The following is a 23,053-nucleotide window of genomic DNA, read 5'->3' as shown; positions in this document are numbered from 1 at the left end:
TCGAGACGTTGGTTGCTGCAGCACCACCCGGAACACAGAGTAATTTCTATAGGACATCCGCCGGTGCCGAGATCGATCTGCTCCTCACGCCACCGGGCGATCGACCCTGGGCCATTGAAATCAAGCGCAGTCTATCACCGAAACTCGAAAAGGGCTTCTATCTTGCTTGCGGGGATTTGAATCCGGCGCGGCGGATCGTCGTCTACCCGGGACATGAGGTTTTCCCCATGAAGCAGGACGTGGAAGCAATGCCGCTGTCAGTGTTAGGGACGGCCTTGGCTGAACTCGCCTAGCGTATTCTGCGGTTCGAAAGTACCAATGCTGACGAGGGCGCCAGTAAGTATGAATGCATTCCATTAGTGATGTAATATTATTGGATATCAACGACATGTAGTCCGGTGCATGCCGATCCGAAAAATCGCGCCCCCCTTCCGTCTCCTTCCTTCCATGCCTTGCTGAATCCAGGCCGCATGGGTAGTCCTATGCGTGCTTATTGTGACACACGGGAGGATGGTTGCGATGAAGATGCAGATCGACGCGGTTATTGACAAGGCGATCATGGCCGGCAAGATCGTCGGTACTGTCGTGATCGTCGTCAGGGAGGGAGAAACCGTCTATAGCCGCGCTGCCGGTTATGCGGATCGTGAAATAGGAAAACCCGCTGAAACGCAGACCATATTCCGTCTCGCTTCAGTGACTAAACCGCTTGTGGCAGCGACCGCTCTGGCTCTTGTCGACAAGGGCAGGCTGGCACTCAGCGACCTCGTAAGCAATTATCTTCCCTATTTCCGGCCTAGGCAGCCGGATGGCGAGATAGCCGATATTACCATCCATCATCTGCTGACACACACGGCAGGTCTCAGTTACGGCGCAGATTCGAAAACAACGCCGCTCGAGCGGTTGTACAATGGCGGCCTTGCCGACACAGATCTCGATTTCGAAGAGAACTTCAGCCGACTGTCAACCTTTCCGCTCTTGGCCATGCCGGGTACGCTTTGGTCCTACTCGATCGCTATCGACGTTCTTGGGGCGGTTATCGCGCAGATCGAAGCGTGCAGCCTGGGTGAGGCTGTGCGTCGTCATGTGACAGAACCGCTTGGAATGGACGACACCGATTTCTCGGTCAGTGATCCGGAGCGACTTGCGACACCCTATGCCGATTCCATTCCGGCAGCCGTTAGGATGAGTGACTGTCATCTAGTTCCGGATAGCGACGGCAATCTGATGACTTTTGCGCCGACCCGGCTATTTAACCCAAAGGCTTTCCAGTCCGGCGGTGCCGGCATGGTCGGTACCGCGCCGGATTTAATCACATTTCTCGAAGCTGTCCGCCGGGGCGGGACTCCCATTTTGAAGAATGAAACGGCGAAAACAGCACTTCTCAACCAAATAGGCAAAATCCTGCGCCCAGGCGAACCAGGACAAGGATTTTCCTTTTTGGGTGCGTTGATACAAGATCCGATCTTAGCGGAGGTTCCGATGTCGAAGGGATCGGTGACGTGGGGCGGAGTTTATGGACACAATTGGTTTATCGATCCGATAGAGGGCATTTCCACTGCGATCATGTCCAACACGGCGGTTGAGGGCTGCCTGGGATCCTATCCAAAAGATATCGCCCGAGCGATATACGGCGCATGACGCTTGCCAATTCGCCGCGCTCGATCCGAGGCAACATCCACGCGCCATCGAAGTGGTAGTTCCGGCCCTGGCGGATTGTCAGATTTTTACGACGGGCAAGATCGAGCAGCAGCTTCTGGCGGCTCCTGCTGGCGTTCGTCTCCGGCAGGTCTGAAACAGGGCCGTCGACCGGATATTGCGAAAGGTCGGCGCCTCCGGAAATGCCGGCGAGCAAGGAAAGGCCAACGACGGGATGGATAAGCTCCTGGATGATCTCCGCAGTGCGCGCCGCAAGCTCCTTGCCGGGATCGGAGGAACCTGCTTGCACCAGCACGGGATCGCCTTGCGGCGCACGTGCGACATTCAGTGGACCACGCACCTTGAAGTGCTTGCCCATGTGATTGAGGATGTGCTGCTTCTCTGGATCGAAATATATCCCGCTTTCCTTGTTGCGCGGAAAAGCGTCTTCTTCCCATGTATCCCAGAGGCGGCGCATGACGTCTGCGAACTCTTCGGCCCGCTCATAACGCTCGGCATGGGCATAGTGCTCGTCCCGCCCGAAATTGTGGGTTTCGTGGTCACTGGAGGAGGTGACGAGATTCCATCCGGCGCGTCCGCCGCTGATATGGTCGAGCGATGCGAATTTACGGGCGATGTGTGATAGGGTTCGTTGAACGAGGTCGAGGCAGTGGCGACAAAGCCAATGTTCCTGGTGATGGCAGCAAGAGCCGACAGTAGGGTGATCGGCTCGAATTGCGCTACATATCGAGTGGCGGTGCGATGCAGGGCCTCGGTGTCCGAGCCTCGCGTCCCGACACCGTCGGCCATGAAGATGAGATCGAACTTCGCCGCCTCGGCAACCTGGGCGAGCTCGACATAATGGGCAAAATTCGAGCCGGCGTCGGCCCGTGCATCGGGATGGCGCCAGGCCGCGATATGATGGCCGGTCGGATAAAGGAAGGCTCCAAGCTTTAGCTGACGTTGTCTGCCGGCCATCGTTCTCTCCTCGATAGCTGCGAGGAAAGGCTGGCAGCAAATTCTATAATCTATAGAACATATGTTCTATTTAAGCGAACCACATCGGATTTTGTCGATGCTGGCGTGCCCATCGAGCGGACAACATTCCGCCCGATGGGCGAAGGATCAAAGAGCCGCTCCGCCATTGAAATATTTTGCTTGATAGCTCGACTGGATAATCCGTTGAAACGCCCGTTTTGTCGAAAGCGCTAATACATATTGGCGACTATTGCAGCGCCTTGGCATGTGGCAATTTTCTAATGGAATTCGGGGCGGTGCTGAGTCGAAGAATTTCGCGCAGCTACAAGGCGGACAGATGACTGCTTTGCGGCGGACTGAATGAAGAGAACTCGCCGCTAACCGCCAGTAAGCTGCGAGTTCTTTTCGTCTTGAGCACCGCCCGCCAGCCGAAATCTCTTTATCTTCAAGCGGAAGCCGGTTCGACAGCGCGCCTTAAGCGGCGGCGCTATCGCACAACGTTGCCTGGCTGGAGGCGGAGATTTCCATCGGTGCGCTCATCGCCTCTGCCGCAGCCGCTCCGGCCCGCAATCGCATGCCATCGCCATCTCGATATCGGTCGGGCTGCCAGGCTCTGTCCACGCAAAATTGCATCATCTTCATTGAAAACGAATACAGCGGACTATTTCAGACCAAATCGCAGTCGCCACTGTCTGAAAGGATGGCTTTTCCGATGGAAAATCAACCGGTCAACCTCATCCTTGCCGCGCGCGCCGCCTTCAGCCAAGCGGCGGCGCTGGTTGTACAATATAGCTTTTCCATTCTGGGCGCGATTATTCTTCTCATCGCCGGCTGGATTCTATCCGGAGTGGTCAGCCGGTGGGCCTATAAAGGCCTATCAAAAATACATGGGATCGATGAGACACTTGCCCGCTTTTTCGAAAGCGTCCTGCACTACAGTATTCTCATCTTTGTCTTTGTTGCCGTACTGGCGCAATTCGGCATTCAAACAGCATCGATCGTTGCCGCTCTCGGTGCCGCCGGCTTGGCAATTGGCCTGGCTTTGCAAGGCACGCTCCAAAACATTGCAGCCGGCATCATGCTTCTGGTCCTGAGACCCCTGCGTGTCGGGGAGCATATCCAGACAATCAACGTCGAAGGAACCATTGTCGAAATAGGCTTGTTCGCAACCGAAATGAAGACAGCCGATGGCCTGTACCTGATGGCTCCCAATTCCACCCTCTGGAATACAGCGATCACAAATCACAGCCGCCAGGCCAGCCGACGTCAGCAACTGTCGGTCGCCGTGGGCAATGATGTCGATATCGACATGGTAACGCAGACGCTCCTCGAGATCGTCAAATCGGACGAACGTGTGCGCAAGGATCCGCCGCCGCGCGTCTATTCAGACGATCTCACCGCGGAGAAAACGGTATTGATGATCGAATACTGGGCAAAAACGAGAGAATGGGCAGAGACGCGTCACGACATGATTGACAGACTGAGACGCGGTATTGCGGCTAAAGGCGTCATACTCAAGTAGCGCGAGAAGTCGGTGACGACGTCGTCCCTCAGTTTAATGCGCAGAGGGAATAGTCGGCAAACACTCCGACCGATTCCTGGTAAGAGCCTGACTCGAAAAGAGTTCAATAAACATAGTACCTTGCGAGCCTACGGGTGAGAATTCGGATCTGGGCGATGAGCATCCAGGCTTCGGCATGTTCGATCAGGCGGAGATAGCAGGCAATCCAGCCTTGGCCAGTCCCTCATACAGCCATTGGGATAGCGGTCCGGCTTCAAGGCCAACCCTTTCAAAATGCCATTGAGGATCGCTCAGAAATGAAACGAGATCGTCCGGGTAGCTGACCACCTTTCTTTCCCGGCAGATTTTCCCTTTTTCATCGACAATGCACACACTCGTCTCCTTTACCGAAACGTCGAGACCGGCGTGGTATTTCATGGCAGTGCTTCCTTTCAGATGCTTGGGGCTGATGACGTCAGACCACGTTTATCATCAACTCGAAGCGCTGCTCCTTTCACCGGGTCGAAGACGGGCTCGAAGCCGATTACCCTATCTTTTTCGGTCAGGCTCTAAGATCCAGTCTTGAGGATCCGAACCAACGCACGGCTGCGCCCGGGACGCAGGAGCGGCCTTAACTATCGGTTCTCCTCGGCCATGTCCTTAAATTGCGAGTTCTTCAGGATGCTTTGCCGACCGCCTCCGCGTATTGGGCGAATGTCCTGGAAATCCCTTGACCTGCGTCGTCATTGGCAAGCAGCAACACGCGGATGGGGAAGAGCATCGCCTTTTGGTTGGCTTCCGAAAGGCCGCGAGCTTCGCCGTTAACGCCGTGCTGTGCACGTTCCAATGCCTGTTGCATCTCGCCACGAGAAACGATGCCGCTGTCGACAAGAAGGGCATTGACTGAAGCGATTGCGGTGAGGAGACCTTCGAGTTGGAGGTTGGCGGTGTTCAAGGTTCGACTCCTTCGTGGATGAGAGGTAGCTATAAACGGCATTCTGTTCTTGAAGTTCGGAACGCTGGCTGACGCCTGGCAAAGCTCGGATGCGACGATTGCCCGAGGTGTCGCCACGATGATGACCGAATTGCGTGGTGTTCCCTTCTTTTTCCGGCAATGGGACTATTTACGCATGGAATGGATAAATCGCTACATCGATCAACCGCTTCTCGATGGCGCAGCCAATTGGCTTCGAACCTGGCATATCTTTTCCGGGCAGCCTCCAGAGCGACTCGAGCCGACCTGGCATCTCGCTGTCCTTTCGCTTCTGTTGGTTGTCGCTTTACATTTTCTGCACGGCTCCGAGCTGATGCTCAGCCTTTCAGCCCTCATCATGCTGGGACTTCCTTCCGCATGGAAGCTCCTTTTCTCGAAGAAAAAGACCGATACATATGGCCGCCGAGAATATGCGTTGCTTAGGACGTCCGCATTCGCAAGACGGGAGACAGAATGGTCAGTGCGAATGACCGTCTTGTTTCTGTCCGCCAGCCTTCCATTCTTCGCGGGATCGGCTGACACGACGGGCGCGTGTTTTGTGTTCGGAGCCAGTATTTGGTTTGTCCTGACGGCGCCCGTCAAATTCTACCTTCAGGCGGCAGAGCCGCCCGAACCCAATGAAGGCGATAGGTCGTTCCAACGTGGCGTCGAATTTGGATAACCTGCAGCCGACATCCATTTGTTCGGCTTGAAAAGGCAGTGTTCTAGCCGGCTCAAAAGCTCAGCTACGGCGCAGGCGTGACATCTCGGAACCAATATCGCTGAGCTCCGTTATCTCCCACATGAATCGAAAGGAGATCACGATGCTTTACTACGCTGTGGTGTTTTTTGTTGTGGCGCTGATTGCCGGTATTCTCGGATTTGGGGGTATCGCGGGCGCCTCTGCTTCGATCGCCCAATTTCTATTCTTCCTTTTCTTGGTTTTGTTTGTCATCTCGCTGGTCATGCAGGTGGTGAGACGGCCATAGAGGCAAGGAAGAAGTCGCGTTTGTCCTCGGCGACGAGGAAGCATTGAACTTCCGATCACCGCCTCGGGGGACAAAAGGTCTATTCTTATAAAAAAGCCCTATCCGGTGATGGATAGGGCAAATGATAGTCCAGCTGTCGGGCGCGGGCACGTCCGACGGTTGATATATTGCATATTTTTATGACAACTTCTATACGTCATCTTACCTACCCGGTCGACGGCAGTAGCTCGCGACGGATTTTCGAAAAGCTCGCTGGTTTTCATCGAGGCCGCCGATCCAATTTCCCGCTTCCAAGCCGCGCGATAACACTTGACTCGCAATTTGCGCGACCTAAGCTTTGGCTCTGAACTATGCTGAGGTGTCGCCATGACTTATTTCGAGGAGACGCGAAGAATAGCGTGCGAAAATGACGCCGGGCGCCGTATCGTCATTATCGAACAACTGAAATGGCCTAAGTTCGCCTTCGCGGATCGGCCCGCAGGCCCCGTCTTCGACTACATGACGGAAGACGGCCAGGTCGCCAACAAGTTGGACGACGAGAATTTCCTTCTGCTTCTGACGGACGAGGTCTTTCACCGCGCCTAATTATGCGTGCCCGGTCCGCAGCATTATTCGGCAACCGGGCCACACCAGCCTGGCAGGTAATCAGCGTCCTTGCTCTTGGCAAGCTCGAACGATTTTTCCAGCGCAGCATCGAAATCCCGATCGAGATCTTTGCGCTTTAAGCGGCGACGCAGGAAATCCGCCCAGAGAAATTCGCTGAACGGTGTTGTATCCTTGGCGTAGCCGCCGATACGCCGCAATTCACCCGCCAGCGAACGGAACGGATCGTCGACCAGATCCTTGATGCTCTTTGGAATGTCTTCGTAGCCGCGTCGTTTCCCTTCCTCATCGAAGGGATGCATCCAGTCATGGCAATCCATTACGAACCAGAAGGAATCGCCATCAAGCTTTGAAAGGTCGGCCACGGTCGTCACCAGAACATCCTTCACGCCTTCCTCATAGAGCGCCAAAGACAGGTGATGATGGTCGATCACATAAAATCGGCCGCGTGGCCCGCGAACCGCTGGCATCATGTGATTTCCTAGAAAGTTGCCGGCTTTTTCGCCTTTGGCGTCCGCTGTCGTTCGCCACGCCTTTCGCTTGGCCTTAACCTCGCGCATGCCGACGGTTATCTGGGTAGGCCTAAGTTCCTCGATCGGAACAGGATGCAGGATCGGTTCGCGCACCATAGCCATTTCGAGACCCTCCGCACAGGGATGTCTCAATAGATTAACACAACGGACGCGTTCAGCAACCTCGCCCGAGCGCCATCAATTTAGCGTTATGCTATAAATGCTTGACGGAGTCCTCATGCGCAATTGTCTGGTATGGACCAATGCGCCTTTGCAGCCTCAAGCTGCTTTGAAGAAAGTTTATTGTGATTGGCGGAGCGCAAGCAGCGCCCGCCCTTGTCTTCGCAAGCTGATCAGGTATCAAGATCGTCCCCGGCGGAGGAACGTTTTTGAAAGTCATTTTGCGAATGCGTACAAGCCTGCCGAGAACCACCGCACTTAGTCTCCTTGTTGTGCTTGCTTTGACAAGCGCCTGTTTCGGGTATGAGCTCGTGCATGTGCCCCCCGGCAACCGCAATAGCGTTCAGCCTCCGATACCCAACACATCGGCCTTGCGGGCTAAGGCATTCAACACGACCTATGAGGAAAAATATCAGAAGATCGTCTCGGTGCTTCGCGAAGACAAGGACCTGATGGCTTCGATCAGGAAGGCCGCGCAAGCCTATCAGATCGATCCTATCCACATCATTGGCGCCCTGGTCGGCGAACACACCTACAACATTACGATCGTCAATCGGGTGAAATCCTATTACGTCAAGGCGCTTACCTATTCGCAGGCCGATTTCAAGTTCAGCTACAAGGATGTGAGTGTCGAATCCTTCGAGAAAAAGCCGGAATTTGCCCATTGTGACGCTTTCGCCGGAAGCGCCGAACTCTGGGAATGCCGCGACGAAACGTGGGACCGGAATTTTCGCGGCAAGGTGATCGACGGCGTCGCCTACGACAACATGACGTTCCAGCGGGCTTTCTTCCAGCCCTTCTATGCGGGACAGACATTTGGCCTCGGCCAGATCAGCCCGCTGACGGCACTCGAGGTCACCGATCTGGTCCATGCTACCAGCGGCCTGCCGAAATTATCGTCCGACGATCCGCAGGCGATCTATCGCGACATCATGGATCCGGAACGAAGTGTCATCTATATAGCCGCCATCATCAGGGATGCCATAGACGCGTATCGTGCCCAGGGTTTTGACATCAGCGACAATCCCGGCCTGACCGCCACGCTCTATAATCTCGGCCAACCGCGACGTCGCGCGCTCGCCTCGAGGCAGGCAGCAGATGCCTCCGGCGGCAAAAAACTACCCGAGGAGAATTATTACGGCTGGCTGATCAATGCGCGGCTGCCGGAGCTGCGCGAATTGCTCGAGCAACGGTAAACGCCCAAAGGATAGCCGAACTCCAAGCGCATAATGTATAAATAGCCGCAACATTGCCGCTGAAATCATCCAGGTCGTTGCTTCTGTCGCCGCCAGTATGTCAACGGGACGTTTCGACATGAAAAACGCACAATAAGGAAGATGCGCCGCAGAACGGCAAGCTTCGCACATCCCTCATAAAAGATAATCCTAATGCGCCACATAGTTCGGCGCAAATATAGAGAAGGGGGATATAGTGATGGGCTACGACTGGGATGGCGTGAAATCCCGCCGCATGCGTGCATTGAAGCTTGGCATATCTCTGTTCATCTTCGCGATGACATTGGTCGGACCAACAATGTTTTTTTTGCATTTTCGCTAAGTTTGGCGCTTCCACGTGAATGGCGGACCGAGACCAGTCGGCGAGAGCGCCGACCCAACGACATTTATGCCCAGACGCCCGCGTCAGAAACTCTAGCTGTGACGGAGAACCAGCAGGTTCTCTCGGCCGTTTTGCATCGCGATCCGCTCTTTCTCACGAACAAGCCCTCCGAGGTCGATATCGGGGTCACGGTCTGGATCCAGGCCTTCCCAGTCCAGTGCCACCTGCAGCAGCGCCATGTTCGTCAAGTGGACAAGGTTACGAAGCTGTAGCGCTTCGGCTCTTTCTTTTGCTGCGAAAATCAGCCGGAACATTCGGGCAAATTCACGCGCTCTCAGCGTATCGTCTTGGGGCATGCGCGCCTCCTATTTCCAGAGACGAGGATCGGGTTTTTCATGCCGCGAGCTCCAACAGGCGGGTCGCGACAGATCGTTCGGGTTTGGGGCGGGCGTAAAGCGGAGCCGACACGTTAAGCATCAGCCGCATGTTCCGGAGAACTCGGTGCGAGACCTCGAATGCGCCACAGCAGACGGGAAATCTCCCATATCCGTCGCAGCGACCAAGTTCCTCGACTTCAGCACCAGCGCGCTTGTACACACGCTTGAGATAGGGTTCGTAGTTGGAAATCATGGTGTGGATGCCATGGTCGAGTGCGCATTCGCAAAGTGCGAGCAGCAACAGGCTGAACGCCCGGCCCGCATCGACGTCGGGGAAATCGCGCGCGATGGCAGCTTCGTCGATACACATGCGCGTGCCTTCCCATATTCCCGGAGCAACCAGGTCGGTTGCGGCTGGAAACGTGTCTCGGAAGACATCATAGAGAAGCGTCGGCCCAGTCGTCGGCATGAGCCGTACCCCGCCGTAAAATCGCATTCGGCGCTCATCGCACCAAACAAGGTAGGCAGGGCCGAGAGCATCGTAGCTGTCGCGTTCATAAGGTCCCACGACAGTTACGTCCCAGCCGAGCGTGTCGGCAAAGATTGTCTTCCGAAGGCGGAACATCTGATCGAGGATATTCGCATACTTATGATATTCATGAGCTTGGATAACTATGAACATTTTCGCCTCCAACATTTTTTGTCGCAAGGCTAGAATGAGCCGGAAAACCGCGGTCGGGAATTCCCTCAAATGGAGCCCCTCATTTGAGGGGATAGGTCAGGGGAGTGATGATGCGGAGCTGGACAGCTTTGGTTGTGGCTGCCGAAAGGGTTGCGCACCCCAGTTTGAAGCGGGCCGTCTTCAGATAATCGCGTGTCGTGTGCTCGGAGATGTCGAGAATGAGCGCGATGTCCTTGTAGTCCTTGCCAAGTGCTGTCCAATGTAGGCACTCGATCTCCCTCGGGCTCAAGGACGGCACCGGATCATGCTCGCCATAGAGCTCCAGCATGGCTTTGCCATGGATGAGATGTGCCAGTTCTGTCCATTCCATTCGGCAATTTGCAACCAAGTCTTGCCACCGATCGATCGGCAAATCGGAGTTGATCGAAAGCAACGACCTGCGCCTGGCCTTGTCGGCTACGGGAATGGAATAGCCATTGCCGCCGAGACCATGTTTCTGCGCATCTACCAACAGCGCATAGGCCTCTGGCGTCGGCTCCACCTCGCTCCAGTCGAACGGAAGTTGCCGGAGAAAGCCTTCCCTGACAACGGGGTCAATCTTGACATAGCCATGGAGAAGATATCGGGAGACCCAGGCATCGGGATAGGTGGTGCGAACGAACGGCGCGTCGATCCTATCCATGATGGTCTGTGCGAGATGGTAAGTCACGTAATCGACGTCATATACCGCCTGCAGAGATCGAATGGCGCCGTCGACATTGGACGCCGCTTTGATCTCATTGAAGGCGTGCTCGAATTTTGGGCTGTCCGAAGTTCCCCGCATGATGCATCACCCAGCTACCTCATGATCTTACCGCGAGATTGGTTCGACAAACAAGAGCATCTCCCCACATATGAGGGGAATGACGTCCGCAAACACGGTCCGCTATCTTTCGCTTAGGAGAGCGATATGGGCCAATCGGATGAAGCCGAGCAGGCGGTGGGCCAAGCCGCCAATGGACTAAAAACGAGCTGGCACGATATGGCCGGCTCGGAAGCGTTGATACGGGCACTGATCGCGGAACGAAGCCAAAGGACAAACGAAGCGCTGTTCTGGATTCGGGTTTATCGTGCTCTGTCCTCCGAGGACATCGACACAATCCCCCCTTTTTTGCGATGAAAGCCGCGGGTACGCGACTATCATCTGCGCAATTTGGCAGCGACTTCCATCAACCACGCGGAACTCTCTGGGACACACTCAGGAGATGGCATCGGGCTTCATCGGCTATGGTGAAGTTTTCCGCAGTCGCTCACGCGCTTAAACGGGCGACTGAAACACAACGCCTCGCCCACTTTAACGAACCTCACGCCGTCCCTTCGGACTAATCACCGTGGAGTACTTTACCGCTCTGCGGCTTTATTATGTAATAAACATAAAGCACAATTCATTGTCTTCCTAGTAAAACATGCGGAGGGATCGAAGATGCGCCTCGTAGCGACTTTGTTTCTTGTTGCTGGCTTCGCATGCGACACTGCGCACGCCTTTCAGGAATGCAATGGAAATCCGCATGTCCGGGTGTTGTGGCAGAAGCAAATCATCGAAGTGGGCGGCACCTTCTTCCAAATGAAAAAGGAACAACTCTCCAAGAAGACTGCGCGTCTCGTCGGACACGACATGGTCTTCGTTCACAATCGCGCCGGTAGCGACACCCTCATTCGGCACGGCGTCTCCACATCCTATAATTGCGTCGATGGCGAAGGTGACGTTGGCCTAAAGAAGGCAGATGTGCAGGGATACCAAGCCAACCCCCTTATAGAGGACAATTCCCTACCCGCCGACGCAAGCATCGCAGGCAGTCGGTCTAGCGCCGCTTCTGGAAAAGGACACGGTGGCGGCAAACATAGGTAGGTCGCCGCCGCTGCTTCGTGGCACAAACCCGTCACAAAAAATTGAGGCGGCTTTGCACAACAATCCGCAATATGGCGGATGTGGCGTGAAGCGCCTGTCCATCGCACGCATTTTCCTCAAGAACCCGCCGATCCTCATCCTCGACGAGGCAACGTCCGCGCTCGACACGTCAACCGAACATCCAACAGGCGCTGGCAGACCTCTCGAAGGGGCGTACGACCCTGGTGGTGGCGCATCGGCTGGCGACCATCCGCAATGCGGATCGCATCATTGTCATGGGATCGAACGGCATCGTCGAGCACGGCACGCATGCTGAATTGCTGACCAGCGGCGGCCGCTATTCACGGCTACACAACGCTCAGTTCGGAGCGTTCTCGTGATGAAGACCCCCATTGTCACGATTGAGCCTCGCCATAGTCGTTGAAGCATCAACTGTAGCCTATCCAGCGGTGGGTTCCCTCTGAACCCGCCGATTTCATTTGGCAGCCCCCATATCCATTTCGTCGCCGCGCCATCTGCACAGTCGGGGTGGGCCCAGCGCAGCGGCCAGCATCAGAGCGGCCTCGAGAAAAAGTGCTGATGAACGACAAAAAACGATTGACCTGATGGCAGATGTCAGACCAATTTATGACATGGCAAAGACAATGCTCACCCCTCTCCCGTCGATCGATCGGACGCGGCAAGTTATCGACGCGCTGTCCGATTTCATCGAGTCCTCCAAGCTCCAGGCCGGTGACCGGCTGCCGACCGAGCGTGAGTTGGGGGCTGCCCTCTCCGTGGGGCGCTCGACGGTCCGGGAAGTGATCACGCATTTCCAGGCATTGGGTGTGATGGAAACGCGCAAGGGCAGCGGCACCTATCTGCTGAAGCCGGTTTCCAAGGCGACCATCCATATGCCGTTGTCGCTCGACACGGCGCATCTGCGCGATGCGCTGCTACAGACCCTTGAGGTTCGTCGCGGCATCGAATGCGAAGCCGGAATGGTCGCCGCCAAAAAGCGCACGAGCAAGGATATTGCGATCATCGAGGAGAAGCTCGACGAGATGGAGCGCGTCCATATCGCAAAGGGCACCTCTGGTCCGGAAGATCTCGCATTTCACCTTGCCGTCTACGATGCGACGCACAATCCGTTGTTCAAGCAGCTTCTCGAGCAGATACGGGGTACCTTCGAGCGCTTCTGGACCCACCCCTTCGACCGGCAGGACTTTGCCCGCCGCTCCTTCCCCTTTCACCGCACGCTATTCAACGCGATCGTCGCCCAGGATCCCGAGGCGGCGCGCGCCGAAACATTGAAAATTCTCGACGTCGTCGAGGAAGACATCAAGGAAATGTCCAAATGACTGACGGGCTAGAGCCGTTCGAACTTGCTTCTCTCATCACGGCCCATGACGACGGCAATTTCGCCGAGGCGGTGGTGCCGCCGATTTTCCAGACATCGCTTTTCACCTTTGCCGATTACGACGACATGATCGCTTCCTATCGCGGTGAGAAGGTGCGGCCGATCTATACGCGCGGTCTAAATCCGACCGTGCGGATGTTCGAGGAAATGCTGGCTAAGCTCGAAGGTGCAGAGGATGCACTTGGTTTTGCGAGCGGCATGGCTGCGATTTCGTCTGCCGTCTTGAGCTTCGTCGAGCCGGGTGATCGGATCGTGGCGGTCAAGCATATCTACCCGGACGCCTTCCGCCTCTTCGGCACGATCTTGAAGCGCATGAAAGTCGAGGTGACCTATGTGGATGGCCGCGACGAGGAAGCCGTTGCCAAGGCGCTTCCCGGCGCCAAGGTCTTCTATATGGAAAGCCCGACAAGCTGGGTGATGGAAGCCCACGATGTCGGCGCGCTCGCCGCGCTCGCCAAGCAGCATGGCGTCGTTTCGATGATCGATAACAGCTGGGCCAGCCCCTATTTCCAGCGGCCGTTGACGCTCGGCGTCGATCTCGTCATCCACTCGGCCTCCAAATATCTTGGCGGCCATAGCGATGTCGTCGCCGGTATTGTCGCCGGCTCGAAACAGATGATTGCGCGGGTAAAGGCCGAGGCATACCCTTATCTCGGCGGCAAGCTTTCGCCTTTCGATGCCTGGTTGTTGATCCGTGGCCTTCGCACTCTGCCAATCCGCATGAGGGCGCATGAGACGGCCGCGATGACGATCGCCAAACGGCTGCAGGATCTCGATGTCGTCGAACAGGTCTGTCATCCGGGTCTTGCCAACCGACTGCCCGCCGGCCTCAACGGCACCTCGGGCCTCTTTTCATTCATCTTCCGTGAAGGCGTCGATATCCGCGCCTTCGCCGATCACCTCAAGCTCTTCAAACTGGGTGTGAGCTGGGGTGGGCACGAAAGCCTGATCGTACCGGGCGAGGTCGTGCTTCAGCAGAAGGCACAGCCGAATTCCGCGCATACCTTTGGTATCAACGCGCGGTCCGTACGTCTCCACGTTGGTCTCGAAGGAACCGAGGCATTGTGGAGAGATATCGAGGAAGCGATCGCCGCCGCCTCATAAGACCAAACCTAAGAGGAACACTTAAAAAGGGGAACTGAGCATGAAAATGAAAACACTGATCACGGCAACACTTTTCGCCACGATGATGGCCGGCACGGCATTCGCCGATACCACGCTGAAACTCGTCGAAGTCATCACCAGCCCGGAACGCACCGAGACACTCAAGTCGATCGTCGCTAAGTTCGAGGCAGCCAACCCCGGCACGAAGGTCGACATCATTTCCTTGCCCTGGAACGAAGCCTTCCAGAAGTTCGCGACCATGGTATCGGCCGGCGATATTCCGGACGTGATGGAAATGCCCGACACCTGGCTGTCGCTCTACGGCAACAACGGCATGCTGGAAAGCCTTGAGCCCTATCTCGCCAAGTGGGAGCATACGAAGGAACTGACGCCTCGCGCCCTGGAGCTTGGTCGCGACGTCAAGAACACGGCTTATATGTTGCCTTACGGCTTCTACCTGCGTGCCATGTTCTACAACAAGAAACTCCTGCAACAGGCCGGCGTGAGCGAGCCGCCGAAGACGATGGACGATTTCGTCAAGGCATCTGCGGCGGTCTCCAAGCTGGCCGGCAAATACGGCTACTGCATGCGTGGCGGCCCCGGTGGCCTGAACGGCTGGATGATCTTCGCGGCCTCCATGGCCGGCGACAACAAGTACTTCAAGGATGACGGCACGTCGACGATGAATAGCCCGGGCTGGGCCAAGGGCATCGAGTGGATGGTCGATCTCTACAAGAAGGGCTACGCGCCGAAGGACAGCGTCAACTGGGGCTTCAACGAAGTCGTTGCCGGCTTCTATTCCGGCACCTGCGCCTTCCTCGACCAGGATCCGGATGCCCTGATTGCGGTCGCCGAGCGCATGAAAAGCGATGACTTCGGCGTCGCACCGCTGCCGAAAGGCCCGGATGGCAAGTCCTTCCCGACCATCGGCTACGGCGGCTGGTCGATGTTCTCCAGCAGTCAGAACAAGGATCTTTCCTGGAAGCTGATCGCAACCCTCGAAGGGCCGGAAGGCAACCTCACCTGGAACAAGAAGATCGGCGCACTGCCGGCCTATACGGCCGCCGAAAAGGACCCCTTCTACGCCGGCGATCAGTTCAAGGGCTGGTTCCAGGAACTGGCCGACAAGAACACTGTTCCGACCGTCATGCCGACCTATCTCGAGGAATTTGCCTTCTTCAAGGATTCGCTCGCCATCAAAACGTCGCAGCAGGCACTGCTCGGCGATATCTCGGCGAAGGATCTGGCCGACCAGTGGGCCGATTACCTGACCAAGGCGCAGCAGAAATTCCTCGCCAAGAAATAAGTTCGTCGCTGCGGCGGCGGAGCAATCCGCCGCCGTTTTTCCGCCATGAAACAGACGGCGTCCGAACGCCGCGAACGGGAACTTTGGCCGATGACCATCACCGCCGACATGCTCGACAGGCGTCACGACCGCAGGCCGTGGCTGAAGCGCCTTGCCGATGCCGCGGAGCCCTACCTCTATAGCGCCCCTGCGCTCATCCTCATTATCGCCGTCATGCTGGTGCCGCTTGTGATCGGCATTTCCTACGCATTTCGAGATATCCAGCTGCTCAACCCGTTTTCCGGCGGCTTTATCGGCCTGGAGCATTTCCGCGATCTTTCAAAGGATGCCGCCTTTTACTGGGCGCTGAAGAACACGCTCTGGTGGACCGGCGCCTCGGTCGTTTTGCAATTCATTTTCGGACTTTTTCTTGCTCTGTTGCTGGACAAGCCGTTTTTCGGCAGGGCAATCGTCCAGGCACTGGTGTTTCTGCCGTGGGCTGTTCCATCCTTCCTTGCAGGCTTGAACTGGGCATGGCTTTTCAATCCCGTGATCGGGCCGATCCCGCACTGGCTCTTCGCTCTCGGCCTGATGAAGGAGCCCGGCAATATCCTTTCCGATCCGCAGTATGCGATGTGGGGACCGATCGTCGCCAATGTCTGGTGGGGTATTCCCTTCTTCGCCATCACGCTGCTTGCCGCGCTCCAGGCCATCCCGCGCGATCTCTATGAAGCCGCTTCCATCGACGGTGCGGGCTGGTTCCAGCGCTTCCGCTCAATCACGCTCCCCTTCCTGGCTCCGACGATCGCCATCACAGTACTGCTGCGCACGGTCTGGATCTCGAATTTCGCCGATCTTATCGTCGTCATGACTGGCGGTGGGCCGGCTGACCGTACCCAGATCGTCGCAAGCTACATCTTCACCCAGGCCTTCAAGCGGCTCGATTTCGGCTATGCCTCTGCGATCGCGCTGGTGCTTCTCGTGCTGCTGCTCGCCTATTCCATGTTGATCATCCTGCTGCGGCAGACACTGCTGGCAAAGGATTGAACCATGAGACGATCCATCATCCCCACCATTGCGCATCGTCTGGCAATCCTTTGCTATGTGGTATTTGCGCTCTTCCCGCTCTTCTGGCTGCTGAAGGTCTCGGTCACGCCGAACGACCTCCTCTACACGGAAGGCGTGCGCATGTGGCCGTCGCGCACCACATGGGAGCACTACGCTTTCGTGCTGCAACACAGTGACTTTCCGACATTCTTTGAAAACAGCCTGATCGTTTCAGCATCGACGGCGATCGCGGTGACCGTCTGCGCATCGCTCTCCGGCTACGCCCTCTCGCGCTTCACCTTCCGGGCCAAATATTGGATCGTGGCCTTAATGCTGCTGACGCAGATGTTTCCGCTGGTCATGCTAGTTGCGCCGATCTTCAAGATCCTGACGCCGTTGCATCTGACGAACAGTCTGACCGGCCTTGTCATCGTCTACACGGCCTTCAACGTGCCCTTTGCCACCTTCCTGATGCAGTCCTTCTTCGACGGCATTCCGAGGGACCTCGAAGAGGCGGCAATGATCGACGGCGCGACGCAGTTCACCGCGTTCCGGCAGATCATTCTGCCGCTGACCCTGCCCGGCATTGCCGCGACGCTCGGTTTCGTCTTCACGGCCGCCTGGAGCGAGCTGCTATTCGCGCTGATGCTCATCAATGGCAACCAGGCCGCCACATTCCCGGTCGGGCTTCTCACCTTCGTTTCGAAATTCTCCGTGGATTTCGGGCAGATGATGGCCGCAGGCGTCATGGCGCTCATTCCGGCCGGCCTCTTTTTCCTGCTCATCCAGCGTTATCTCGTGCAGGGCCTGACGGCCGGCGCGGTCAAGGGTTAGTCAAATGGCATCGATCGATATCCAGAACGTCAAGAAAGCCTATGGCCATGTGCAGGTGCTGCACGACATCGACCTCAGGATCAAGGATGGCGAATTCGTCGTCCTCGTCGGCCCTTCCGGCTGTGGCAAGTCAACGCTGCTCCGGATGATCGCCGGTCTCGAAGACATTAGCGGCGGCGAGATCCGCATAGCGGACAGCCGCGTCAACGAGCTGCATCCGAAGGACCGCGACATCGCCATGGTGTTCCAGTCCTATGCGCTCTATCCGCATATGAACGTCGCCGGCAACATGAGCTACAGCCTCAGGCTCCGGAAGATCGCAAAGGACAAGATCGGCAAAGCCGTCGCGGCCGCGGCATCGAAGCTCGGGCTGGACCCTTTGCTCGAACGCCGCCCAAAGGCGCTTTCCGGCGGCCAGCGTCAGCGTGTCGCCATGGGCCGTGCCATCGTGCGTCAACCGAAGGCCTTCCTCTTCGACGAACCGCTTTCGAACCTCGACGCGCGCCTGCGCGAACAGATGCGGGCTGAAATCAAGAAACTGCACGGCGATCTCAAGGCGACCTCGATCTACGTGACCCATGACCAGATCGAGGCGATGACACTTGCGGACCGGATTGTTGCCATGCATGGCGGGGTCGTCCAGCAGGTCGGCAGCCCGCTCGAGCTATACGATCGCCCCGCCAATCTCTTCGTGGCCGGCTTCATCGGTTCGCCCGGCATGAATTTTCTGGACGCGAGGTACGAGGCCGGTGGCTTGACGCTGAAGGACGGAACCATCGTCTCGCTTGCGACATCGCCAAATCTGCCGGCCGGCGCCAAGGTGACGCTCGGAATTCGGCCCGAGCACGTGGTCCTATCGGCTGACAACTCCGGCATCAGCGCCGACGTGGAGCTTGTCGAGCCGACCGGTTTCGGCATCATCCTGCATCTTTCACTCCACGGCTTGCCGTTCAGTGTCTTCACGCTCGATCGCGAGGTGCTGAAGGCGGGACCGAACGTGAAGGTGATATTCCCGCCGCAACATGTGCATGTCTTCGACGGCGAGGGAAAACGGGCATCATAGCCACGCGCGAAAGCGGAAAGAGCGGCACAACCGAAAAAGCGTCGATCTCAAAATGGCTGCAAATTGCCGCATTGAGCTTGTGGCCCGAACATCGTAGAGGGTTGCTAAGAGGGGACAACAGTGGCAAAGCTTTCGGGGACAACGCAGTGGATGGTGCGCATCATATGCGCGCTGGCGCTGACCTTCGTCGGCTTCGCCCATCAGCCGCCCGTTTCCAATGCCGTTGAACTCACGTCCATCGAGCTCGCCCAATACCAGCTCCCGGGTGGGACCCAGCCGGTCTTGTGCGTCACCGACAAGGGCCCCGACGGCAAAGAACACGGCAATATTCACGTGTCGGGATGTGAGGCGTGCCGGATCGCCGCCGCAATCCTGCTTCCCGCGCCGCCGACCGAAAACTGCGAGCGTCTAGTCTTAGCCAACCAGGATGTGCTCGCGCATAGAGCCGAAGCTTTCCATCGCCAGCTCTATCCACCGAATACCGGCCCTCGCGCGCCTCCCCTCCCTGAGATCCCTGCCTGAGCCTGCGTTGCGGCGCATGCCGTGACGCTTGTCATCAACGGCGGCCACACCATGCACGAGAGCTATCGTGCCGGCTGCGGGCGGATTGCTTCCATGCTGAACATCACGCTGCAAAACGGGTTTGCTCCTGATCCCAAAAGCGCGTGCGCTTCAGCATAAGGCCGCGACCAGAACGGCCGCTCCTCCCCGCAGACGTCACTCCGGGCCGCCAGCCGATCTCCAGAGGATTTCTATGTCTGCTTTCACTGCTGCCGAGCCGATAACCACCACCTCCCATAATATTTCGCTCTACCGCGCGATCTGGCGCTGGCATTTCTTCGCCGGCTTGCTCGTCATTCCCTTCATGCTCAATCTGGCGATCACCGGATCGCTTTATCTGTTTAGAGATCAGATCGCCGATACCTTTTATCCCCACCGCCATATCGTCTTAGACTCGGGATCGATGCTGACGCCGCAGCAGATCGTGGTACGCTTTGTGCAGCCACTCCGGCGCTTCTTCTCCTGATACTCGCGAGCAAGGCGAATGAATTCACAAGCAGAGTTTCAGACGAAGGCATTTCGCACATCGAGTTCCCGGCCTGGTCACGGCTGGGATATCTGGCGACCGCTATCGGTTGCCGAACCGACCGCAGTGAACCTGCGTATCATCAGCCCCGGAAGGAAGACCAAGATGAAGAAGCTCTTTTTTGTTGCCACCGCAGCCAGCCTTGTATTTGCCGGCCACGCATTCGCCCACGCCCAGCTCAAATCGGCCGTACCGGCCGCAGACAGCACAGTAAAACAGGCGCCATCGGAACTCGACCTCACCTTCACCGAAGGACTGAACCTGAAGTTCAGCGGCGTGAAGGTTGCCGGCCCTCAGAAGGCAGCCGTTAAGACCGGCCAAGGCATGTTGATGAACGGGGATAGCACGCTGATGGTGCCAATTACCGACAAGCTGACGGCGGGCAAATACACGGTGGAGTGGCATGCCCTTTCCGCCGACGGCCACAAGACCAGTGGGACCTACAGTTTCACAGTGGCCCCATAGTCCCTGCCAATACGGGGAGACCTGTCCGGTCACGTAGTCCCTTCGCTGACCAGAAAAGCTTCCCGGTCGTTCACCGGGCGTTCGAACTCTGGTCAGCCGAAACGCCGCGGCCATAGACGGTAAACCGCTCATCCTTGGCAATGGGATGATATTGAGAAAGCAGCGCTGCAAAACGCGCTTGACCAAACACGTGATCGGTCCAAAGCGGCTCGTCCCGCTGAACGACGATCAGGTCGTAATTATGGCTGGCAAACTCGCCATATTTGGCGTCCAGATAATCATCCGATCGCCTCTGGTAGCGGGCGGCATCCGCCGCGTCTCCCCTTTCTGCCGCCTCTTTGGCTAAGACAAACGCAAGAGCGCCGAACCAGTCGCTATTATTGGCGGACGGGAAGCGGGCGCCGATGATCCTGGCGAGCGGATGGGCAGCAGCAACGTCGCTGCCGATGACGCCGAGCGTCGGCTCCCCCTTTGATGCCGCTCTAATTGCAGCGACGAAAGCTTCGGCCGGCTTCTGGGTTGGCAGGAAAGGCAGCCATGCAAACGCGACGACAATTGCGCAAAGAGCAGCGCGTCCCAGCGTTTCACGGCTGTAACGCCAACCGGAAGACGCCGCTATCTTGCAAAGCACGGCAACAAAGGCCAGTGAGATCGCAGCAAACGCATGGTAGGCCCAGCCTTTGCCCTGGTAGATCAACGGCGCGACGGCGGCGAGTGAAGCGAGCAGCGTCACGGCGCAAAGGGGCGTCAACGGTGCTTTGGGTGCAACCATCCAGAACAGAAGGACAATCGGCAGGTAAAGAGGTGCATAGCTTAGCGCCACCCTGCCGGGGTCGCCCATCTTCATATAGACATCCACCACCTGCGGAAGCAGGTCACGCATAAATTCGGGATTGAGCTTGAAGATGAGCGCGACATAGACGACGCAGATGCTGCCGATGATGCAATTCTCAGGCGCCGCGAGTAACCAAGGATTTCGCCGCCGCCAGGCCACATAAAGTGCGGGCACAATATACGCGACCACATAATAGGCTTTCACGAGAACAAGAATGCTGCCGCACAGGCCGGCGCCGACGATCAGGACAGCACCGGGTGCGACGCGACGGGCGGTGTCGGCCCGCAAAGCCATCAGCGCCAGCAATGGCAGAAACAGCACGGTGCCGACATGATCTCTTTCGGTAAAGGCGTTGCCGGGAAAAATCATGAAGAGCGCGACAAATAAAGGCAACAGCCGAAGCAATGCCTGATTTTCGGCAAATCCCGCCCGCCGGACGATCATGGCTGACAAACCCAGACCCACGATCACGGCGAGGCAAGTGTAGAGATAAATGCCGATCTCCGGAGCAATACCAGCCCATCTCGACGCTATGATCGCGGGCAGGTAGAGCCAGAGCGAAAACGGCGGGTTGTTATCGATCACATCGACGTAAAGCCGCTCTCCGTTGAGTACCCTCTCAGCTTCCGTGATGAGCCAGCTCGTATCGACGATGGTTCCCCATCGCTGCTGCCACAGCGCCGCCACCACGAAGATCACGGCGCTCTGGATCAGCGCGATCCTAAGCGCCGACGATGGCGTCGACCCCACTGCGGCGGTGTGCGCTGCGCTACTCACGTTCGGGCTCCCTCTGTTGCCGCCCGACCCAGCAGGTGACGTGTCGCCGTCGATGCACCACAAATCATGTAAAACTACCAACGCCCAAGAGCTATGACGCGACTATAGCGCGAACTTGCTAAACTCTGCGTTAAGGCTTGGCATGGCGGCAAGTGCCGTCACAGTGATTGGCGCTGTGCGAGCGGATGCGATTTACCATACGTATGGGACCAGCCGATATCGCACGCGGGCCGCATAATCTTGATAGCCGCTCAACTCCGCAATTAAAGCGCGCTCCTCATGCACCGCTCGCCAGGCGATACCGAAAATGAACACCACGGAGAATGCGAGGCCGAACCAGGAACCGAGCAATAGCGGCATGCCGACAAGGAAAAACAACGCGCTTGCGTACATCGGATGGCGAACAATGGCATAGGGTCCGGTATCGATCACCTTCTGATCTTTCTGGATCTTCACCACCGGCGCTGCGAAGGCGTTCTCGCGAAACGTCCACCAGGTGCCGAGCATGTTGACCAGCATGCCGAGGCCGCCAAGCGCCTGAAGCCATGGCGGCACCGCTCGGAAGGCTGTTCGGGCCGCGTCCCAACCCATGAAGTACAGCCAGCCCAAGAAGGCCAGAACGAAAAACGACAACCAGACGCGATCCCAGGGCTTTTGATCACGTTGCAGCGGAGATGCCATACGTTCACGCAGCAGCCGCGGACTATGTTTCGACAACCAAAGGATCATCGCTAAGCCGCCGATTACGAAGAAGGCGATCAACACCCAGGCGCCCGGAAAAGCCAGCGTACCGGCCGGCCAGAGGATCAAGACCGCGATGAAGACCGACCAAGCCAGGAGTTGGAGCAAGTAGATCGCCATGGCACACTCCAAAAACCGCCGGCAGGAAAGCCGGAGACGCGCCTCTAAGCAAGCGCGCTTCTAAGACAGTGCTGTTTTGACCAATCAATAAAATCTATTCCACGTTGATATTGTTCCCCTCAGAATACGATCCGAACCCTATGCCGTAGCGATGTCGGGTTCGACTGCCTTAGCGTAGACCAATTCCTCAAAGGGTCCAATTCCCGGATATGCGCTTGTAAGTCCCGGTACCGAATGTCATTGGTCGAGTGGTCAGCGCTCCCCGAAGCCTGAAGCTGCCAGTCGTCTGGTGATTTTCCAGCTTGAGGATCACGGGCGCGCCGGAATGATTGGAGAGCGCCTGCGACCCCAGCAAGGGCGTCCGGACAACGTGTCTCGCCTTGTTTGGTGCCCTGAGGCGCGGCAACGATCCTTGGCAAGT

The 23,053-nt window shown here is 57.1% G+C and carries 25 protein-coding genes and 4 pseudogenes; 19 read left to right on the top strand and 10 right to left on the bottom strand.

Translation table 11 applies throughout. The annotated features are described in order from the left end of the window. Both PY650_RS32265 and PY650_RS32260 read left to right on the top strand, forming a co-directional pair. On the top strand, nucleotides 1–293 hold a 293-nt coding region (locus PY650_RS32265), incomplete at its 5' end, for a DUF4143 domain-containing protein (protein WP_490390935.1). A 226-nt stretch (nucleotides 294–519) separates the two neighbouring features. Continuing rightward, a complete protein-coding gene (locus PY650_RS32260; RefSeq protein WP_285883998.1) occupies nucleotides 520–1,638 on the top strand; it encodes a serine hydrolase domain-containing protein in 1,119 nt (372 codons plus the stop codon). 67 nt (nucleotides 1,639–1,705) lie between these two features. Here the strand turns inward: PY650_RS32260 and PY650_RS32255 are convergent. Then, nucleotides 1,706–2,613, bottom strand: a pseudogene (locus PY650_RS32255) (NtaA/DmoA family FMN-dependent monooxygenase); the annotation flags it as partial. 712 nt (nucleotides 2,614–3,325) lie between these two features. Here PY650_RS32255 and PY650_RS32250 point away from each other — a divergent pair. Then, entirely contained in the window at nucleotides 3,326–4,135 is an 810-nt protein-coding gene (locus tag PY650_RS32250) for a mechanosensitive ion channel family protein (protein ID WP_285883996.1), read from the top strand. A gap of 192 nt (nucleotides 4,136–4,327) precedes the next feature. On the opposite strand, the pseudogene PY650_RS32245 reads toward PY650_RS32250, so the two are convergent. Both PY650_RS32245 and PY650_RS32240 read right to left on the bottom strand, forming a co-directional pair. Continuing rightward, nucleotides 4,328–4,552: pseudogene (locus tag PY650_RS32245) on the bottom strand (IS110 family RNA-guided transposase); the annotation flags it as partial. A 238-nt stretch (nucleotides 4,553–4,790) separates the two neighbouring features. Further along, a complete protein-coding gene (locus tag PY650_RS32240; RefSeq protein ID WP_285883994.1) occupies nucleotides 4,791–5,069 on the bottom strand; it encodes a hypothetical protein in 279 nt (92 codons plus the stop codon). Between the two features lie 118 nt (nucleotides 5,070–5,187). Between PY650_RS32240 and PY650_RS32235 the strand changes: the two genes are divergently transcribed. The 3 genes from PY650_RS32235 to PY650_RS32225 all read left to right on the top strand — a co-directional run bounded on the left by PY650_RS32235 (nucleotide 5,188) and on the right by PY650_RS32225 (nucleotide 6,661). Beyond that, the gene (locus tag PY650_RS32235) at nucleotides 5,188–5,769 is read left to right on the top strand and encodes a hypothetical protein (protein WP_285883992.1); all 582 of its coding nucleotides are present in this window, start codon (nucleotides 5,188–5,190) and stop codon (nucleotides 5,767–5,769) included. Nucleotides 5,770–5,911: 142 nt separating this feature from the next. Beyond that, nucleotides 5,912–6,076: a DUF1328 domain-containing protein gene (locus tag PY650_RS32230; protein WP_285883990.1), complete on the top strand. Its 165-nt coding sequence runs from the start codon at nucleotides 5,912–5,914 to the stop codon at nucleotides 6,074–6,076. Nucleotides 6,077–6,442: 366 nt separating this feature from the next. Then, on the top strand, nucleotides 6,443–6,661 hold the full coding sequence (locus PY650_RS32225; RefSeq protein ID WP_285883988.1) for a hypothetical protein: 219 nt from the start codon (nucleotides 6,443–6,445) through the stop codon (nucleotides 6,659–6,661). A 23-nt stretch (nucleotides 6,662–6,684) separates the two neighbouring features. Here the strand turns inward: PY650_RS32225 and PY650_RS32220 are convergent, their stop codons facing one another. Then, entirely contained in the window at nucleotides 6,685–7,314 is a 630-nt protein-coding gene (locus tag PY650_RS32220) for a ParB-like protein (protein WP_285883987.1), read from the bottom strand. A gap of 284 nt (nucleotides 7,315–7,598) precedes the next feature. On the opposite strand from PY650_RS32220, the gene PY650_RS32215 reads away from it, so the two are divergent. Then, nucleotides 7,599–8,567 (top strand): DUF1402 family protein, encoded by a 969-nt coding sequence (locus PY650_RS32215; RefSeq protein WP_285884001.1) that lies wholly within the window; start codon nucleotides 7,599–7,601, stop codon nucleotides 8,565–8,567. Nucleotides 8,568–9,020: 453 nt separating this feature from the next. Here the strand turns inward: PY650_RS32215 and PY650_RS32210 are convergent, their stop codons facing one another. The 3 genes from PY650_RS32210 to PY650_RS32200 all read right to left on the bottom strand — a co-directional run bounded on the left by PY650_RS32210 (nucleotide 9,021) and on the right by PY650_RS32200 (nucleotide 10,810). Then, nucleotides 9,021–9,284, bottom strand: a complete 264-nt coding sequence (locus PY650_RS32210; RefSeq protein WP_285883985.1) for a hypothetical protein — start codon at nucleotides 9,282–9,284, stop codon at nucleotides 9,021–9,023. Nucleotides 9,285–9,321: 37 nt separating this feature from the next. Next, nucleotides 9,322–9,987, bottom strand: a complete 666-nt coding sequence (locus PY650_RS32205; protein ID WP_285883984.1) for an acyl-homoserine-lactone synthase — start codon at nucleotides 9,985–9,987, stop codon at nucleotides 9,322–9,324. Between the two features lie 79 nt (nucleotides 9,988–10,066). Beyond that, nucleotides 10,067–10,810 carry a LuxR family transcriptional regulator gene (locus PY650_RS32200; RefSeq protein WP_285883982.1) on the bottom strand — a complete coding sequence of 248 codons (744 nt, stop codon included), beginning with the start codon at nucleotides 10,808–10,810 and terminating at the stop codon, nucleotides 10,067–10,069. Between the two features lie 126 nt (nucleotides 10,811–10,936). On the opposite strand from PY650_RS32200, the gene PY650_RS32195 reads away from it, so the two are divergent. After that, nucleotides 10,937–11,146: a hypothetical protein gene (locus PY650_RS32195; RefSeq protein WP_285883981.1), complete on the top strand. Its 210-nt coding sequence runs from the start codon at nucleotides 10,937–10,939 to the stop codon at nucleotides 11,144–11,146. Between the two features lie 276 nt (nucleotides 11,147–11,422). Here the strand turns inward: PY650_RS32195 and PY650_RS32190 are convergent, their stop codons facing one another. After that, entirely contained in the window at nucleotides 11,423–11,689 is a 267-nt protein-coding gene (locus tag PY650_RS32190) for a hypothetical protein (protein WP_285883979.1), read from the bottom strand. Nucleotides 11,690–11,963: 274 nt separating this feature from the next. On the opposite strand from PY650_RS32190, the pseudogene PY650_RS32185 reads away from it, so the two are divergent. From PY650_RS32185 to copC, 11 genes and pseudogenes are all read left to right on the top strand, one after another. Further along, nucleotides 11,964–12,255, top strand: a pseudogene (locus PY650_RS32185) (multidrug ABC transporter ATP-binding protein); the annotation flags it as partial. Nucleotides 12,256–12,519: 264 nt separating this feature from the next. Beyond that, nucleotides 12,520–13,215: a FadR/GntR family transcriptional regulator gene (locus PY650_RS32180; protein ID WP_285883977.1), complete on the top strand. Its 696-nt coding sequence runs from the start codon at nucleotides 12,520–12,522 to the stop codon at nucleotides 13,213–13,215. Next, on the top strand, nucleotides 13,212–14,378 hold the full coding sequence (locus PY650_RS32175; protein WP_285883975.1) for a PLP-dependent transferase: 1,167 nt from the start codon (nucleotides 13,212–13,214) through the stop codon (nucleotides 14,376–14,378). Before PY650_RS32180 ends, PY650_RS32175 begins: the two co-directional genes overlap by 4 nt. 46 nt (nucleotides 14,379–14,424) lie before the next feature. Further along, nucleotides 14,425–15,684, top strand: coding sequence for an ABC transporter substrate-binding protein (locus tag PY650_RS32170; protein ID WP_285884000.1), 1,260 nt, complete (start codon nucleotides 14,425–14,427; stop codon nucleotides 15,682–15,684). Between the two features lie 90 nt (nucleotides 15,685–15,774). Next, on the top strand, nucleotides 15,775–16,710 hold the full coding sequence (locus tag PY650_RS32165) for a carbohydrate ABC transporter permease (RefSeq protein WP_285883973.1): 936 nt from the start codon (nucleotides 15,775–15,777) through the stop codon (nucleotides 16,708–16,710). A gap of 3 nt (nucleotides 16,711–16,713) precedes the next feature. Beyond that, complete coding sequence (locus tag PY650_RS32160; RefSeq protein ID WP_285883971.1) at nucleotides 16,714–17,544, top strand: carbohydrate ABC transporter permease; 831 nt, start codon at nucleotides 16,714–16,716, stop codon at nucleotides 17,542–17,544. 4 nt (nucleotides 17,545–17,548) lie between these two features. Further along, nucleotides 17,549–18,607 carry an ABC transporter ATP-binding protein gene (locus tag PY650_RS32155; RefSeq protein WP_285883969.1) on the top strand — a complete coding sequence of 353 codons (1,059 nt, stop codon included), beginning with the start codon at nucleotides 17,549–17,551 and terminating at the stop codon, nucleotides 18,605–18,607. A 150-nt stretch (nucleotides 18,608–18,757) separates the two neighbouring features. Then, nucleotides 18,758–19,129 carry a hypothetical protein gene (locus PY650_RS32150; RefSeq protein ID WP_285883999.1) on the top strand — a complete coding sequence of 124 codons (372 nt, stop codon included), beginning with the start codon at nucleotides 18,758–18,760 and terminating at the stop codon, nucleotides 19,127–19,129. A 21-nt stretch (nucleotides 19,130–19,150) separates the two neighbouring features. Next, nucleotides 19,151–19,288 carry a hypothetical protein gene (locus PY650_RS32145; protein WP_285883967.1) on the top strand — a complete coding sequence of 46 codons (138 nt, stop codon included), beginning with the start codon at nucleotides 19,151–19,153 and terminating at the stop codon, nucleotides 19,286–19,288. A gap of 73 nt (nucleotides 19,289–19,361) precedes the next feature. Next, a pseudogene (locus PY650_RS32140) lies at nucleotides 19,362–19,592 on the top strand (PepSY domain-containing protein); the annotation flags it as partial. 207 nt (nucleotides 19,593–19,799) lie between these two features. Beyond that, nucleotides 19,800–20,159, top strand: coding sequence for a copper homeostasis periplasmic binding protein CopC (copC, locus tag PY650_RS32135; protein ID WP_285883965.1), 360 nt, complete (start codon nucleotides 19,800–19,802; stop codon nucleotides 20,157–20,159). Nucleotides 20,160–20,229: 70 nt separating this feature from the next. Here copC and PY650_RS32130 read toward each other — a convergent pair whose 3' ends face one another. Together PY650_RS32130 and PY650_RS32125 are read right to left on the bottom strand one after the other, a co-directional pair. Next, nucleotides 20,230–21,771, bottom strand: coding sequence for a hypothetical protein (locus tag PY650_RS32130; RefSeq protein ID WP_285883963.1), 1,542 nt, complete (start codon nucleotides 21,769–21,771; stop codon nucleotides 20,230–20,232). A 192-nt stretch (nucleotides 21,772–21,963) separates the two neighbouring features. Continuing rightward, nucleotides 21,964–22,632 carry a methyltransferase family protein gene (locus PY650_RS32125; protein ID WP_285883961.1) on the bottom strand — a complete coding sequence of 223 codons (669 nt, stop codon included), beginning with the start codon at nucleotides 22,630–22,632 and terminating at the stop codon, nucleotides 21,964–21,966. Nucleotides 22,633–23,053: the final 421 nt, after the last annotated feature.

Origin of the sequence: Martinezella calliandrae (genome assembly GCF_030272695.1) — a bacterium.
Taxonomy (GTDB): domain Bacteria; phylum Pseudomonadota; class Alphaproteobacteria; order Rhizobiales; family Rhizobiaceae; genus Rhizobium; species Rhizobium calliandrae.
This window is presented reverse-complemented; position numbering and strand designations above follow the sequence as displayed.